Origin of the sequence: Lachnospira multipara LB2003, assembly GCF_000702205.1 — a bacterium.
GTDB lineage: Bacteria > Bacillota > Clostridia > Lachnospirales > Lachnospiraceae > Lachnospira > Lachnospira multipara_A.
Window position 1 is genome coordinate 189,101 of record NZ_JNKW01000001.1, and the last position, 16,832, is coordinate 205,932.

At 33.3% G+C, this 16,832-nt stretch carries 15 protein-coding genes and 1 other RNA gene; 15 read left to right on the plus strand and 1 reads right to left on the minus strand.

Going from position 1 to position 16,832, the window contains the following annotated elements; translation table 11 throughout:
- The first annotated feature begins 118 nt into the window (after positions 1–118).
- From tpiA to T537_RS0100905, 11 genes are all read left to right on the plus strand, one after another.
- Complete coding sequence (gene tpiA, locus T537_RS0100860; protein ID WP_027438022.1) at positions 119–862, plus strand: triose-phosphate isomerase; 744 nt, start codon at positions 119–121, stop codon at positions 860–862.
- Positions 863–971: 109 nt separating this feature from the next.
- Entirely contained in the window at positions 972–2,105 is a 1,134-nt protein-coding gene (locus tag T537_RS12810; protein ID WP_031555635.1) for a tocopherol cyclase family protein, read from the plus strand.
- A 134-nt stretch (positions 2,106–2,239) separates the two neighbouring features.
- A complete protein-coding gene (gpmI, locus tag T537_RS0100870; RefSeq protein WP_031555637.1) occupies positions 2,240–3,781 on the plus strand; it encodes a 2,3-bisphosphoglycerate-independent phosphoglycerate mutase in 1,542 nt (513 codons plus the stop codon).
- Between the two features lie 139 nt (positions 3,782–3,920).
- On the plus strand, positions 3,921–4,178 hold the full coding sequence (gene secG / locus T537_RS0100875; protein WP_027438019.1) for a preprotein translocase subunit SecG: 258 nt from the start codon (positions 3,921–3,923) through the stop codon (positions 4,176–4,178).
- A 99-nt stretch (positions 4,179–4,277) separates the two neighbouring features.
- Positions 4,278–6,428 carry a ribonuclease R gene (gene rnr / locus T537_RS0100880; RefSeq protein WP_031555640.1) on the plus strand — a complete coding sequence of 717 codons (2,151 nt, stop codon included), beginning with the start codon at positions 4,278–4,280 and terminating at the stop codon, positions 6,426–6,428.
- A 43-nt stretch (positions 6,429–6,471) separates the two neighbouring features.
- Entirely contained in the window at positions 6,472–6,951 is a 480-nt protein-coding gene (smpB, locus tag T537_RS0100885) for an SsrA-binding protein SmpB (protein ID WP_031555644.1), read from the plus strand.
- 52 nt (positions 6,952–7,003) lie between these two features.
- Positions 7,004–7,345, plus strand: a transfer-messenger RNA (tmRNA) gene (gene ssrA / locus T537_RS12625).
- A 350-nt stretch (positions 7,346–7,695) separates the two neighbouring features.
- Positions 7,696–8,385 carry a hypothetical protein gene (locus tag T537_RS0100890; protein WP_242839144.1) on the plus strand — a complete coding sequence of 230 codons (690 nt, stop codon included), beginning with the start codon at positions 7,696–7,698 and terminating at the stop codon, positions 8,383–8,385.
- Between the two features lie 10 nt (positions 8,386–8,395).
- On the plus strand, positions 8,396–9,070 hold the full coding sequence (locus T537_RS0100895) for a response regulator transcription factor (RefSeq protein ID WP_031555650.1): 675 nt from the start codon (positions 8,396–8,398) through the stop codon (positions 9,068–9,070).
- Between the two features lie 12 nt (positions 9,071–9,082).
- The gene (locus tag T537_RS0100900; RefSeq protein WP_034244074.1) at positions 9,083–10,657 is read left to right on the plus strand and encodes a sensor histidine kinase; all 1,575 of its coding nucleotides are present in this window, start codon (positions 9,083–9,085) and stop codon (positions 10,655–10,657) included.
- A 24-nt stretch (positions 10,658–10,681) separates the two neighbouring features.
- A complete protein-coding gene (locus T537_RS0100905) occupies positions 10,682–11,419 on the plus strand; it encodes a hypothetical protein (RefSeq protein ID WP_031555656.1) in 738 nt (245 codons plus the stop codon).
- 9 nt (positions 11,420–11,428) lie between these two features.
- On the opposite strand, the gene T537_RS0100910 is transcribed toward T537_RS0100905, so the two are convergent.
- Complete coding sequence (locus T537_RS0100910) at positions 11,429–12,382, minus strand: pectinesterase family protein (protein WP_031555659.1); 954 nt, start codon at positions 12,380–12,382, stop codon at positions 11,429–11,431.
- Between the two features lie 133 nt (positions 12,383–12,515).
- Here T537_RS0100910 and T537_RS0100915 point away from each other — a divergent pair, with 133 nt between their 5' ends.
- The 4 genes from T537_RS0100915 to T537_RS0100930 all read left to right on the plus strand — a co-directional run bounded on the left by T537_RS0100915 (position 12,516) and on the right by T537_RS0100930 (position 16,724).
- Positions 12,516–12,932, plus strand: coding sequence for a GNAT family N-acetyltransferase (locus tag T537_RS0100915; protein WP_031555660.1), 417 nt, complete (start codon positions 12,516–12,518; stop codon positions 12,930–12,932).
- Between the two features lie 282 nt (positions 12,933–13,214).
- Positions 13,215–13,790, plus strand: coding sequence for a TetR/AcrR family transcriptional regulator (locus T537_RS0100920; protein ID WP_051637125.1), 576 nt, complete (start codon positions 13,215–13,217; stop codon positions 13,788–13,790).
- Positions 13,791–13,799: 9 nt separating this feature from the next.
- Complete coding sequence (locus T537_RS0100925) at positions 13,800–15,311, plus strand: DUF6937 domain-containing protein (protein ID WP_031555664.1); 1,512 nt, start codon at positions 13,800–13,802, stop codon at positions 15,309–15,311.
- Positions 15,312–15,335: 24 nt separating this feature from the next.
- A complete protein-coding gene (locus T537_RS0100930) occupies positions 15,336–16,724 on the plus strand; it encodes a glycoside-pentoside-hexuronide (GPH):cation symporter (protein ID WP_031555666.1) in 1,389 nt (462 codons plus the stop codon).
- Positions 16,725–16,832 lie beyond the last annotated feature (108 nt).

Consider the following 16,832-nt stretch of genomic DNA (forward strand, 5'->3'; position numbering starts at 1 on the left):
GGAAAACACCTTCAAAGTATGATATAATTTTTATAATGTATTGTCAGTGCGGTGAATAAATAATAAATAATTAAATATTAACGGGGAAAGTAGCATTGACGGAAAATGGAGGCATGATATGAGACGTAAGGTTATTGCGGGAAATTGGAAGATGAATATGACACCTTCTGAGGCTGTTAAATTAGCTAATGATTTAAAGGGAAATGTAGCTAATGACAATGTTGATGTAATTTTTTGTGTACCAGCAATTGATATTGTACCAGTAGTTGAGGCTGTTAAGGGTACTAATATTAAGATTGGTGCTGAGAACATGTATATTGAGGAAAAAGGTGCTTATACAGGTGAAATCAGTGCTAATATGTTAGTTGATGCTGGTGTTTCACATGTTATTATTGGACATTCAGAAAGAAGACAGCTTTTTAATGAAAGTGATGAATTCCTTAATAAGAAGATTAAGAAGGCAATTGAACATAAATTAATTCCTATTGTTTGTTGTGGTGAAACTCTTGAACAGAGAGAAGAAGGAATCACTTTAACATTCATTAAGGATCAGATTAAGGCAGCATATGAAGGAATTTCATCTGAGGATGCACTTAATACAATTATTGCTTATGAACCAATTTGGGCTATTGGTACAGGTAAGGTTGCTACTACTGAGCAGGCAGAAGAAGTTTGTGCTTCAATTAGAAAGAATCTTGAAGAAATTTACGATGCTAAGACAGCAGAAGAAATTAGAATTCTTTACGGTGGCAGTGTTAATGCAAGCAATGCAGCAGAACTTTTCGCTCAGAACAATATTGATGGTGGTTTAGTAGGTGGAGCAAGCCTTAAGCCAGAATTCGCTAATATTGTAAATTACTAAAATCAATGTGTAGCTATTCAAAAATTGGATGGCTACACTTTTTTTGTCTTTTTTAGTATAATTTAGATGCTTGTAACAAGTAATTGTAACAATGGAGGGAATGTGAAAAATGTTTTCGAAGTCAGATATAAATCGAAATAAGTGTATGTTATTTAGTGGATTAGCTTTTAATGGTTATGATTGGTGGTGGCATAGTTTTACTGGCATCAATGAAAAGACAGGAGAAGAAAAAGGATTTTTTATTGAATATTATCTGGTAAATCCTGGATTTGGTAGAAAAGAACCGGTTCTTGGACAACTTTTGGATAATAAACGCAAAAATCTAAAACCGTCATATTTAATGGTCAAGGCAGGATGTTGGGGCGAGGATAGCCTTCAGCTTAATAAATTTTATGGTTGGGGTGAAATTGCTGTTTCAAGATCTGTTCCTTATTCCATAAATTGTAAGGATTGTTTTGCTTCGGAAAATAGCATAACTGGCATGATTTCAATTAGCAAAGAAGATAATGATAAACATCCAGAATATATGTCTGATGCCGGAACAATGTATTGGAATCTTAAAGTATCTAAGAATAATCCTTTTAATGTGGGTTATGGCGCTAACAGACTTTTCAGAGATTTAGAGGCCTTTGAGATGTATTGGCATGTTGAAGGCATGAGAACCTTATATGAAGGTGAAGTTATATGCAATGGCGTTAAATATAAGGTTTCGCCTAATAACTGTTATGGCTATGCTGATAAAAATTGGGGCAGAAGCTTTACAAGCCCTTGGGTATGGTTGTCTTCTAATAATCTTACAAGTCGCATTACAGGTCGTAAGTTAAAGGGAAGCGCCTTTGATATAGGCGGTGGATGCCCTAAGGTTTATATGCTTCCTTTAAAGAGAAAGTTACTTGGAGCATTTTATTATAGAGGTGAGGAATATGAATATAATTTTTCAAAATTCTGGGATAAGGTACACACTAGATTTAGATTTTATGAAACAAAAGATGCAGTCTACTGGTATGTGGCACAGGAAAATCTAGATTCAGTAATGATCACAAAGGTGAGATGCCTTAAAAAAGATATGATTTTTATAAATTATGAGTCGCCAGATGGTAAAAAAAGACATAATAAGTTATGGAATGGCGGTAATGGCGTTGGAAGAATTAAGCTCTATAAAAAAATGGGCGGCAAGTTAAAACTTATAGATGATATTACAGCTAAAAACGTAGGTTGTGAATATGGAGAATATGATAAATAACAATAAAATAAAAAATATAGGATAAGTATAAAATATTAGTTAATTATTTATCAAAACGCGTGTTTACTATTTTAATTTATCAGTAAATATGGTATTATCCTAGAGTATTGAAAAAATATTTGGAGGCAAATGATATGAGTAAAAAGCCAGTTTTATTAATGATTTTAGATGGATATGGTTTAAGTGATATTAAAGAAGGTAATGGTATTGCAGCAGCTAACACACCTGTTATGGATGGTTTAATGAAAAATTATCCTTTCGTTAAGGGTTATGCTTCAGGTCTTGCAGTAGGTCTTCCTGATGGACAGATGGGTAACTCAGAAGTTGGACATCTTAATATGGGTGCAGGTAGAGTTGTTTACCAGGAATTAACTAGAATTACAAAGTCAATTGAAGATGGTGATTTCTTTACAAATGAAGCTTTACTTGACGCTATTAAGAATTGTAAAGAGAATAATTCAGATTTACATTTATATGGTTTATTATCTGATGGTGGTGTTCATAGTCACATTACACATCTTTTTGCATTACTTGAACTTGCAAAGAAGAATGGTTTAACTAATGTATATGTTCATGGTTTCATGGATGGACGTGATACACCTACAGATGGTGGTAAGGGCTATATTAAGGCTGTTTGCGATAAGATGGCAGAACTTGGTGTTGGTAAGTTCGCTACATTAAATGGTCGTTATTATGTAATGGATAGAGATAATAGATGGGACAGAGTTGAAAGCTCTTATAAGGCATTAGTTAACGGTGAAGGCATTAAGGCTACAGATGTTAATGAAGCTATTGCTAAGTCTTATGCTGATGGTAAGACAGATGAATTTGTTGAACCAACTGTTATTGTTAAGGAAGATGGTAGTCCAGTTGCTACAATTAAGGACGGAGATTCAATTATCTGCTTCAACTTTAGACCAGATAGAGCAAGAGAAATTACAAGATGCTTCTGTGATGATGAATTCACAGGATTTGAAAGAGGAGCAAGAAAGAATGTTAAATATGTTTGCTTCACAGATTATGATGTAACAATTCCTAACAAGGAAGTTGCATTTAAGAAGGAATCATATGCTAATACATTTGGTGAATTCTTAGCTAAGAATGGTAAGACACAGGCTAGAATCGCTGAAACAGAAAAGTATGCTCACGTAACATTCTTCTTTAATGGTGGTATTGAAGAACCAAACGAAGGTGAAGACAGAATTCTTGTTAAGTCACCTAAGGTTGCTACATATGATTTACAGCCAGAAATGAGTGCTCCAGAAGTATGCGAGAAGTTAGTTGCTGCTATTAAGTCTGATAAATATGATGTAATTATTGCTAACTTTGCTAACCCAGATATGGTTGGTCATACTGGTGTTATGGATGCAGTTGTAAAGGCAATTGAGACAGTAGATAACTGCGTAGGACAGGTAATTGATGCTATTAAGGAAGTTGATGGCGTTGCATTTATTTGCGCTGATCACGGTAATGCTGAAAAGCTTATTGATGAAAAGGGTGAAGTATTTACAGCTCATACAACAAACCCAGTTCCATTTATCTTAGTTAACTATGATGAGAATTATACATTAGCTGAAAATGGTAAGCTTTCAGATATCATTCCTACACTTATTGAAATCATGGGAATGGAACAGCCTGCAGAAATGACAGGTCATTCATTACTTGTTAGAAAGTAATAATTAATTTTGGGCTGATGATAAAAAAGCATTTAGAACTATAATATTATTAAGTTTTTATTAGAATTTATATTGCACAAGGACTTTTTATATGGTATTATAATCTCGTTGCTGACTAATCAGCTAGGAGGTGTTATAGATGTTTGGTATGTCATGGGCTGATACAATTAGAATTTTCCTTATGGGTATCTTTATTTTAGTTGGAATTGCACTAACTATTTTAGTACTTATGCAGGAAAGTAAGCACAGCGGTTTGTCAGGTACAATCAGCGGTGTAGCCGATACATATTGGGGTAAGAATAAGGGTCGTTCAATGGAAGGTAAGCTTGTTTTAATCACAAGAATCCTTGTTATTGCTTTTATTCTAATTGCAATTGTATTAAACATTAAATTTTAGATTATTAGCACTCTTAAGTAATACTTAAGGGTGCTTTTTATCTATTGCAATAATTGCCCTAAAAGCGTTATAAATTGTGTTAATTATTATGAGGTATATATGAAAGACGAGATTTTTAAAGAACGTAAGGACATGATTGAAGACTTAATTGTTAGAAATGAGTTTTATGTTCCTATGAAAACTAAAGAAATTGCTATTTTATTAAATGTTCCTAAGTCAGAAAGATCAGTTTTACAAGAGATTCTTGATTGCTTAGTTAGTGAAGGTAAGATTGGAATAACTAAGAAGGGTAAATATATAAAGGCTGAGAATGTGGCTTTAATCGGAACTTTTACAATGACAAGCAAGGGCTTTGGTTTTGTCACAATCGAAGATAGAGAAGACGATATTTTTATAAAATCAAGCGATACATTAAATGCCTTTCATATGGATAGAGTCAAACTTGTTATAACTAAAGAGAAGAAGGCTGATAAACATGCCGAAGGAAAAATTGTAGGAATTGTGGAACATGGTATAACAAGTCTTGTAGGTACTTTCCAGAAAGGTAAAGGATTTGGTTTTGTTGTTCCAGATAATGGCAAAATTTCTGTAGATGTTTTTATTCCTAAAGAGTATTGTATGGGAGCTGTTGATGGCAGTAAGGTTGTATGTAAGATACATAATTACGGTAAGCCAGGAAAAAACCCAGAAGGTAGGATAACAGAAATAATAGGACATATTAATGATCCAGGAACAGATATAATGTCAGTGATTAGAGGATATGATTTGCCTTTAGAATTTCCAGATGATGTTATTAAGGAATTAAGAAAGATTCCGGAAAAAGTGGATGAGAAAGACAAAGCTGGTAGGGTTGATTTAAGAAATCTTACTACAGTAACAATAGATGGTGAAGATGCTAAGGATTTAGATGATGCTATTACATTGTCAAAGGAAGGCGATATCTATAAATTAGGTGTACATATAGCAGATGTAAGCCATTATGTTACAGAGAATAGCCCACTAGATAAGGAAGCTATAAAAAGAGGTACATCAGTTTATTTAGTGGATAGGGTGATTCCAATGCTACCTCATCAATTATCCAACGGAATATGTTCTTTAAATCAGGGAGAAGATAGACTGGCACTTTCTTGTCTTATGGATATTGATTCTAAGGGAAATGTGGTGGACCACCGTATTTGTGAAACATTAATTAATGTTGATAGACGAATGAGCTATACATCAGTTAAAAAGATAATCATTGATAAAGATGAGGAAGAAAGCAAAAAATACGCAGATTTAGTAGATATGTTTTTCCTTATGGAGGAATGTGCGAATTTACTTAGAAATAAGAGATTTAGTCGAGGTTCAATAGATTTTGATTTCCCAGAATCAAAGATTGAATTAGATGATAAGGGACATCCTGTAAAAATTGCTCCATATGAAAGAACTACAGCTAATAAGATAATTGAAGATTTTATGCTTATTGCCAATGAAACTGTAGCAGAGGATTTCTTCTGGCAGGAATTGCCATTCCTTTATAGAACTCATGAGAATCCTGATCCTGAAAGAATGATGAAATTATCTACTTTTATTAATAATTTTGGCTATTCAATTAGGCTAGGGGACGAAATTCATCCAAAGGAAATCCAGAAGTTATTATCTAAGATTGAAGGTTCGCAGGAAGAGATTTTAATAAGCAGATTAGCTCTTCGTTCAATGAAGAAGGCTAGATATACAACAGAATGTATAGGACATTTTGGATTGGCGGCAAAATATTATTGCCATTTCACATCGCCAATTAGAAGATATCCGGATTTACAGATTCATAGAATTATTAAAGAAAACCTACATGGTGGAATTAATAAGAAAAGAATTGATCACTACAATCAGATTTTACCAGAAATCGCACTTTCTACTTCTAATACAGAAAGAAGAGCTGATGAGGCAGAGAGAGATACAGATAAGATTAAGATGTGTGAATATATGGCTGAACATATTGGTGAAATATATGAAGGCGTTATATCTGGAGTAACATCTTGGGGAATATATGTGGAGTTACCAAATACAATTGAGGGTATGGTTTCTGTTAATAACATGCATGGATATTATGAATTTGATGAAAACCATTACGAAATGGTAGAGCGTGTAACAAATAAGACATATAAGCTAGGTCAGAAGGTTGAAGTTGTGACAATTAGTACAGATAAGCTTCAAAAGACAATTGATTTTAAATTCCTCGAGGATTGTTATGAGGATGAAATCAAAAGATAATAGTAATTACAAGTAAATGATATTAGTGAAAGGGACAAAATATATGGGAAAGTCTAGTGAAAGCAGTAATAGACTTGTGGCTAATAATAAAAAAGCATATTTTGACTATTTTATAGAAGAAAAAATTGAGGCTGGCCTTGTTCTTCATGGAACAGAGGTTAAGTCTCTTCGTCAGGGTAAATGTTCAATTAAGGAGTCTTATATTCAAATACAAAATGGCGAGGTTTTTGCCATAAATATGAATATTACACCTTATGAAAAAGGGAATATATTTAATAAAGACCCTCTTAGACCAAAAAAATTATTATTACATAAGTCAGAAATTAATAAATTAGCAGGACAGCTTGCAACAAAAGGATATACATTAGTGCCATTACAGGTTTATTTTAAACAGGGTAAGGTAAAAATAGAAATAGGTCTTGCTAAGGGTAAGAAAAACTATGATAAGAGAGAATCAATAGCAAAAAGAGATCAGGAACGTCAGGCACAAAAGGAATTAAAGGATAGAAACCTAAGATTCTAGCTAGTATTGACAGTCGTTCATAATAATGCTAAAATTTCTTTTGCTAGTTTAAGGGGCTGTAAAGGTTTCGACGGGGATCTTGAAGCCGGTGAAGCTATTCGCAGGGTGATGCGTTAAATTCCAAATTAAATATAAACGCTGAAGAAAATTTAGCATACGCTGCTTAATAGCAGCAGTCTGACCTAGTGAACCTACGCATTAGGACCCAGGCTTCGAAACAGTAGGAAACGACCTATCCAAAGCTTTGAGGATGGTGGGCGTATTATGAAGCTACTAAGATATAGGGCGCGTTAACTTGCCATATATTGAGGGAATGAAAGTATAGTTAACTATAATAGTAGAAGAACGGTGAATGGGTTTTCGGACAGGGGTTCGACTCCCCTCAGTTCCATGCAGACGGTTAATATTAACCGTCTGTTTTTTTATTTAAAATTAAAATAGTATCCGCCAATATTCTAGTTAGAATTACACATTTTTAACACAAATATTTAGTAGAATAGAGTATGGTTAATCTTGTTAAAATAATTGCTATTCCTAATATATAATGATAAAATGAAATTAGATTAAACGTGAAAGTATGCATTATTGTAATTTAACTCAGTCGGGGTACAAGCTCCGACTGAGTTGAACGCTTTGCGAGGATGCGCACGGATTCGGGCAGGAATTTGTCTGCAGGCAAACCCGAATCCGGCGCGCAAGACTCGCGAGCGAGTCTTGACCAATTACAAGAAGGGGAATAGGCATATGGAAAGAGAGATTAATAAAGAGGATTCTGAATTAATGGAATCTAGAAAAAAGGCCAATGAGGACTTTTTAAAGGCTAAGGCAGCAAAGGAAAAATCCTATGTTGTTGGTGGATATAATTTTAAGACAAGTGCTGAAGCAGAGGCAGCAAAGGATGAAATGGCAGCAATTAAGTATTTGTCTCAAAAGACAGATTCTAAGGACCCAAAGCAGGTATTTGTGCTTTACAATAAAATAATTGATAGGCAGCTTTTTACAACAAGTATAGGAATTAACTATCTTAAGAATTTACAGCAATTTTTATATAAGAGCCCTAACATTCCAAATGAAAGGATAAGACCAATTCCAATAAAAAGCGATACTCAGGCAGAAATAGATAGAAGAAGAGAACGTTCTATGCATAGATCAGAGATGCATGAACTAACTATTCTTGTAGCTAAATATAGAAATAAGTATATAAAGTCATTAATCGTTATTGGATTTATGGTGGCTGCCTTAATAGCAATGTTTGTTATTCTACAGACAGGTACTAATACTAATATAGTAAACTACGAAATAAGCATACAGGATAAGTATGCGGGCTGGTCCCAGGAGTTAGAATCTAAGGAAGAATATTTAAAGCAAAAAGAGTCAGATCTAAATAAATTAAAGTATGATTTAGAGAATGAGTCCATAAATCAGAAGGATTAGGAGGAAATGTATGGATAAGATAAAGGTCTTAGTGGTAGATGATGAAAGCAGAATGCGTAAACTAGTTGGTGATTTTTTAACTAAGGCAGGATACGAGGTAATTGAAGCAGAGAATGGAGAAGAGGCAGTAGATATTTTTTATGAAAAAAAAGACATTTCTCTAATAATCCTAGATGTAATGATGCCAAAGATGGATGGCTGGGAAACATGTAAAATGATCCGAAAAAACTCAAAGGTTCCTATAATTATGCTTACAGCAAAGGGCGAGGAAAAGGATGAGTTGCAGGGCTTTGAAGTGGGGGTTGATGAATATATAAGTAAGCCATTTAGCCCAAAGATACTAACAGCAAGAGTAGATGCCTTAATTAGAAGAGCCTATGGACTTGATACAAGCGATACAGTGGATATAGGTGGAATAATAATAGATAAGGCAGCACATACAGTAAAAATCGATAATGAAGAAATTGAATTAAGTTTTAAGGAATTCGAGTTATTAACATATTTTGTAGAAAATAAAGGACTAGCACTTTCCAGGGAAAAAATTCTAAATAATGTGTGGAATTATGACTACTTTGGAGATGCTAGAACAATAGATACACATGTAAAGAAACTAAGAAAAAAACTAGGTGAAAAGGGTGATTATATAAAGACTATTTGGGGAATGGGATATAAATTCGATATTTAGTAGGTGATAAAAATGGGAATACATTCAATCAGATTTAAAATGACCTTTTTACTAGTTACAATAGTGGCAAGCTTAGTAGTTTTGTTGCTTGTAATAAATGTGGCATTTGCAGAAAAATTTTATATAAGTGGCAAAAGTAAAACAATGCATAATACCTATGATAAGGTAAATGAGATAATAGCAAAGTACGACAGTGGTGAAATAAATAAAACTACAATGATGACAGAATTAGATAGCTATGTATCAGCTAATGCAATGCAGGCACTTGTTGTAGATAGTGATTGGACAACGGTTTATGTAAGTAATATGTCAGGTGATAATAGATTATTACAAAGATTAATGTTAAGCATATTACTTGGAGGAGCAGGAAAAGCAGAAGAAAATTCAGAAGAGACAGAGGAATTAAATCCAAAAGATTATAGAGTTGATTTTGATAAATTTGGACAAGAAACAGTTGACATACTATCAACAACAAGCAATTATACTATTCAGAAAGTATATGATAAGGCAGTGGATGATTCTTTTATGGAATTGTGGGGAAGCCTAGATAATGGGGATTCAGTAATAATAAGACTTCCAATACAAAGCATAAAAGATAATATAGAAATCTCAAATACATTAATTAGGTATGTGGGAATTAGTGTAATGTTTATAGGTCTTGTGGCAGTTTTTATATTCTCGGCATATATTACAAAGCCAATAAAGGAACTTTCAAAAATAGCAGAGAGAATGTCAGAGCTTGATTTTGATGCAAAATATACAGGAAAAGATAAGGGAGAAGTTGGACTTCTAGGAAATAGCATGAATGATATGTCTAGTAAACTAGAAAAAAATATCTCAAAATTAAAGTCAGCCAATCTTGAATTAAAAAGAGATATAGATAAAAAAGAACAGATAGAACAAATGAGGACGGATTTTTTATCTAACGTATCTCATGAATTAAAGACACCAATAGCCTTAATTCAAGGTTATGCAGAAGGCCTAAAGGATGGAATAGCAGATGATGTGGAGAGCAGAAACTACTATATAGACGTAATTATTGATGAAGCAGCTAAGATGAATACAATGGTGAAGAGATTGCTTACACTAAACCAGCTAGAATTTGGTGATGATGAGCCTATAATGGAACGATTTGATATAGCTGAATTAGTGCGCTCAGTGGTAAATGCCAATGAAATAAGAGCAAATCAAAAAAACTTAAAGATAATTACAGAAAATGCCGATAATACATTATATGCCTGGGGAGATGAGATAAAAGTGGAAGAAGTAATTACAAATTACATTTCTAACGCAATTAATCATTGCAAGGGAGATAATCTTATAAAGGTAACAATAGAGAATAAGGATGATGCCAATATAAGAGTTAAGGTATTTAACACAGGAGATGCAATTCCAGATGAAGATATAGATAGAATTTGGGAAAAATTCTACAAGGTAGATAAAGCAAGGACAAGAGAATATGGCGGAAACGGAATAGGCTTATCTATTGTTAAGGCAATAATGACATCTATGGGAAAAGAGGCTGGAGTAAGAAATCTAGATAATGGAGTTGAATTCTGGTTTGATTTAGATTGTGACGTAAAATAAATCAGGTCAAGTAGGAGGGGCTAGATGAGTAGAAAAAAGTTTCTTGTTATATTTTTTTTGATGTTTAGTTTGAGTTTATATGGATGTTCTGGTGATGTGGAAATTACAGATGAACAGGAAGAATTAATAGCCCAGTATGCAGCAGGAGTTTTGGTTAAATATTCATATGAGAATGAATGGAAATATACAAAACTTTATGATGCCTTATATGGATATCACACACCAACTACAGAATATGAAAGTGAAAGTGCTATGGGAAATCAAGGAGATCCCTCAACATTTGGCTCTGCTACAACAAATCAGGGCACAACAAAGCAGCCACAGACTCAGGCAAAGGATTTATCTACAAGCCTTCCAAATGCTCTTTCTCTTACAGGATGCAGTATAACTTATAGTGGCTTTACAGTTGGAAATACTTATCCTGTAAATCCTACAGGAATATATGTGCCAGCAGAAGAAGATAGAGTTGTGGTTGGTGTTGAATTTAATGTGGTAAATAACACACAAGCAGTAATAAACGCTAACACAAGCAGTGCTGGCGTATTAATGAAATTAAATATATCAGGAAACAATTATATGAGTTATGCTACATTACTAAAAAACTCACTGTTAACTCTAAATAATGTAAGCTTAAATCCTGGAGAAAATTATACTGCAGTAGTGCTTTTCCAGATTCCAAAGGATTTGGAAACAAGTATTTCAGGAAAAACAGTCACTGCAGTACAAAATAGTCAAACACTAGGTAGTATAGAATTAAAGTAAATATAAAATTTATTTAAAATCAGGGCCAAGGACACGCTCCATAGAATATCTGCTGGCTTCCTCTTTAGTTAATATTTTAGAGAAGCTAGCACGCATAGATGGAGTAAATCCTGGTCCTTTTCCGTTGTATTCGTAGTAATTTACAGTTTCATGAGCCTCTGGCTTATTCCAATCAGAAAAACCTTCAGGAATAACCTGATCAGAATAATAGCAATTTAAAAATACAGCCTTAGCATAGTTTCTCCAAGGTCTAGATAGAGAAACAGTAGCCTTAGGACAATTACCAGTTAAGATACAGTTATCAAAAACATATCCAAACTCAGATTCTTCATAAGTAGATGGAGCAGTATAATAGCTGTTAATCTCCATTCCTCTATCAAGGGCAAATAAAGTACAGTTTTTAAAATAGCAAACAGCGCTACCAAAAATAAAGTCAACCTCACCCTCGATATAGCAATCTTCATAGAGTTGATGAACAATACGTCTTTCGGCTTTTTCTGTAGGACCTCTAAAACCGCCAGTCTCTTTTTCAGCTTTTGGAAGGGGACCAGTGTAGAGAGTATCCTGATGACCGTACATGGCACAGTTTTTAAAGCTAAGCTTGTCTCCTTCAGCGTAAACTGCTATAGCCTGACCTACATTTTTACCAAAGCCTGATTCATTCTTAAAAGTAATATTGTATGCGTGGAAATTATTGGCAACTACAAGGAAAGTATAAGATCTAAAAGTTCCCTTCTTATTGCCATCTTCATGCATTTCAAGAGCATACTGACTATCGGTAATTATAACCCCATCCTTTGATTCACCAATAAGAGTTACATTATCTCTAAAAATCTCAACGCGCTCTTTATAGACACCATTTTTAATAAAAATTGTAACTTCGTCATTGCTATTCTTAATAGAATCGATAGCTTTATTTACAGATGTAAAATCGCCCTGATTGTTAATATCAACAGTAATCATAATTCTCCTCTTTTCTTTAAAAATATGAAATCCATAGTAAAGAATACGCTTAAATAGTGGATTTGTCTAGACATTAAAAATGAAAAGAAGTATACTAAAAATCGTAAAGTTTTTTTAGATATGGAGTAAGTGTATGATTAGAATAGTGGAAGATTTTAAAGATGTGGATACATATCTTTATTTAAGAGACAAAGTAGGTTGGGTCAAACTAGATAAAAGCCAGGCAAGTTTAGCACTAAATAATTGCCAAAAGATTTTTACAGTTTTTGATGATGATAAGCCAATAGGAATGGGGCGAGTTGTAAGTGATCTAGCTGTAATAAGCTATATACAAGACTTAATAATAGTTCCGGAATATCAGGGAAAGCATATTGGAAGCATGCTAATAAATAAGCTAATAGAATATGTTGAGTCAGTAAGACTACCAAATACTAAGATGATGTTATGCTTAATGTGTGCTAAGGGAAGAGAAGAGTTTTATAAAAAACATGGTTTTATAGAACGACCAACATCGGATTTAGGACCAGGTATGATACAATATCTAGTTTAGTAAAAAATACAATTATATATTAACAAAACTATTTGTCCTATAATTTCAAAATTTATTTTTAGAAATTATAGGACTTTTTGTATATTTTTCACAAAAGAACCTATCTCATTATGACCTTTTTCTATAAATTACTACAAAGCATGTTGCATATTTGAAACTCATATGATATTCTTTAAGTGTAAGGAAACTAAGAAACTTAATCAGGTTTCCCAAAAGTTTTCTTAAGTGTGACAAGCGTCGGGGTAGAAACTTATAGTCAGTAATACAAAGGGAGGTATAAAAATGGACACAAGAGAAATGAAAGAATTAAAGCTTGCTATTATTGATGCTACCATTGAGGAATTCAATAATAAGGGAATGAAGTTCACAATGGATGAACTAGCTAAGCGACTTCACATGAGTAAGAAAACAATTTATAAAATCGTAACTGATAAGAATGAACTTGTAATAGATGCTATAAATTATTGTTTCGACTTAGTAAAGAAAGAGGAAACTAAAATTATAAATGATCCTTCACTAGATATAGTGGAGAAATTACGCAGAACAATAATATGTATTCCTGATAGATTTACTAATGTGGATTGGAGAAAGGTTTCAGCTGCGGTTGAAGGAAATTCTAAGATCTATGAAGAATTTAAGGCTAGAATTGACAATGATTGGGAACCTACATTTGGACTACTTGATGAGGCAATTAGACAAAAGAAGATAAGACCAGTAAATAAAGATTTGTTTAAAATAATGGTTGAAGCCGGTCTTGAGGGTGTTTTAATGCTTTGCGATTCATCACAGGATGAGACTTACGAAGAAAGACTAGAAGAAATGATCAATATTGTTATGCAAGGTATTGAGATAAAATAGGAGGGGAATATGACAAAGTCAGAAAGTATTTTCGGAAACAAGATGTCTAAAAAGACCATAAGAAATTCTAATAATTCAAAGAAAAAATTCGTAAAGAAATTTGGCGATGATTCTAATGTGGATTACAAGTTGGCATTAGAAGACAATAGATATATAGGAAAAACATTAGGTGTAAAAAACATTATTATTAGAAATGATGATATGTCACCAAGTGAAAATGGAGAAAATGCAATCAAAGCTGGATTAAATGAAGGCTTTGATAATGATAAAGGAATAATTGTTGGAAATATAAGAATGGGATTTGGACATTATAGAATATCAATGGCCATAGCATCAGCTGCTAATGCCCTAGGATACACACCATATTGGATGGATCTTAATTCTTATAAGATGACAACAGGTGGAAAAGTTATAAATGCACAAAATGAGCTTTATTCACTAGGCTCAAGGATTTCCCAGAAATCCAAGCTTTTTAATGCAGTGGTTTGGGAGCCAATGAATTATGAAGGCTTTAAAAAGATAAGCTACAATTCTTCAGATCAGAAGAATGCAGAGTTAATGACTAGTGTATTTAAAAATATTCCAAAGGACATACCACTTGTGGGAACTCATGTATGGCCAGCTCAGGCAGCAGTTCATGCAGGAATGAAATATGTAGTTAATGCAATTCCAGATAACTGGCCAATGGCATTACATTTAGCTGAAGGAAGTCTACATACAGTGCAGACACATTCAGCACTTCTTGGATATAGAAACTTAAATGGAATGAATGGAAAGAAAGTTCTAAATCCAATGTCTAAAAAGGATATTTGCTATACAGGTCATTATATTGATCATGAATTAGTAGCAAATATTGAAGAAGACTGTAGAAAGAGAATCGATAGAGCTAATAAGAAAAAACCAGTTAGATTCCTATTAACTATAGGAGGTGCTGGAGCTCAAAGGGAGATTTTTGCAAGTATAATAAAGTATCTTCTAAAGCCAATTAAAGATGGAAAAGCCTGCTTATATGTTAACGTAGGTGATTATAAAAATGTATGGGATGAGTTAATAAAGGAAATACCAGAAATGGAAAGTATTTCTAAGACACATTTTAATAATTGGGAAGATACAGAAAGTTTTGCTAATGGTGCACTTGATGAAAATGTAGAAATAACAGGAATTCACGGATTCTATCACGAGAATATTTTTGAAGCAGTATATTGCACCAATATCTTAATGAGAAGTTGCGATATATTAGTAACAAAACCAAGTGAGTTATCATTTTATCCAGTTCCAAAACTATTTATTAAAAGAGTAGGTGGCCATGAAAAATGGGGCGCAATCCACTCAGCAGAAATAGGCGATGGAACTTATGAGTGTGAAGATATTCCACATACATTACAAATGATTAAGATGTTTATTAAGGACAGAACTACAATCGTTGAAATGTGTGAGAATATAATAAATAATAAAAAAGCACATATTTACGATGGGGCGTATGAGGTCGTAAAAAAAGCTTTTGAATTAAAAAATAATTAGCAAAATTTTATGGGAGGTAGTTATATGCTTAGTTTAAAGGAAAAAATTGCCTACGGCTTAGGGGCAGTAGGTAAAGACATGGTTTACATGTTATCTGCTAGTTATATTTTGTATTATTATCAGGATGTTTTAGGTGTTAGCGCAGTTGCAATGGGTATTATCTTACTTGTGGCAAGAATTTTTGATGCCTTTAATGATCCAATAATGGGGGTTATAGTTGCTAAGACAAAATCTAAGTTTGGTAAATTTAGATTATGGTTATTAATAGGAACAGTAACAAATGCAATAATCTTGTATTTTATGTTTGCTTGTCCTCCAAGCCTAGATGGTGCTGGATTAACAGCTTATGCCGCAGTATTTTATATAATATGGGGCGTAACATATACAATGATGGATATTCCATATTGGTCAATGATACCAGCCTTTACTAATGGAGGTAAGGAAAGAGAAGGACTAACAACTCTTGCAAGATCATGCGCAGGCGTAGGTTCAGCAATAATAACAATTTTTACAATGATGCTTGTTCACGCACTTGGCGGAAGCAATGAAAAGGTTGGTTTTAAGTATCTTGCCTTAATAGTTGCAATTCTTTTTGTAATTTTTATCTGTATAACAGTATTTACAATTAAGGAAAAATCTAGCGTTAATATGGAGACACCAACTGTTTCTACAATGTTTAAATCATTGATTAACAATGATCAGGCAATGGCAGTTGTAATTGCAATAGTATTAATTAACTGTGCAGTTTATATCACATCAAACCTTGTAATCTATTTCTTTAAATACGATTTTGGCGGTGGAAATTGGTATGAAAGCTATACATATTTTAATATGTTTGGTGGTGCAATTCAGATATTAGCAATGATGTTTATGTACACACTACTTAGAAAATTCTTTAGCAATATTCAGATTTTTTACATATGTCTATTATTTGCAATATTAGGATATGCATCATTACTAGGAATTGCCTTTACATCAATGAATAACGTTTTTGTGCTTTTCATACCTGGCTTCTTTATCTTTGCAGCCAATGGAATTCTACAGGTTTTAACAACAGTATTCCTTGCAAACACTGTTGATTATGGCCAGTTAAAGACAGGAAGAAGAGATGAGTCAGTAATCTTTTCAATGCAGACATTTGTTGTAAAGTTAGCATCAGGTATTGCAGCATTTGTAGCATCAGTATGCCTTTCACTTAATCACTTACAAAGTGGTACAGAAGTTAGTGAGACAGATGCTGTAATAGACTTTAGTAAGGGAGTTTCACAGGCTTCAAGAATAGGTTTAAGAACAACAATGACAATTATTCCAATAATTGGCTTGTTTATAGCAGTATTATGGTTTAAGAAAAAATACATACTTACAGATAAGAAAATAGAAGAAATCACAAAAGAAATACATAAAAATAATTAAGTAAGTGGTATATTCTAGGGCATAAAAACCCTAGAATATATTTTATATCTTGAACCTTGCGATTATAGTGCCTTCGGCCACGCAAGGCTACATTGCAATTACAGAGTA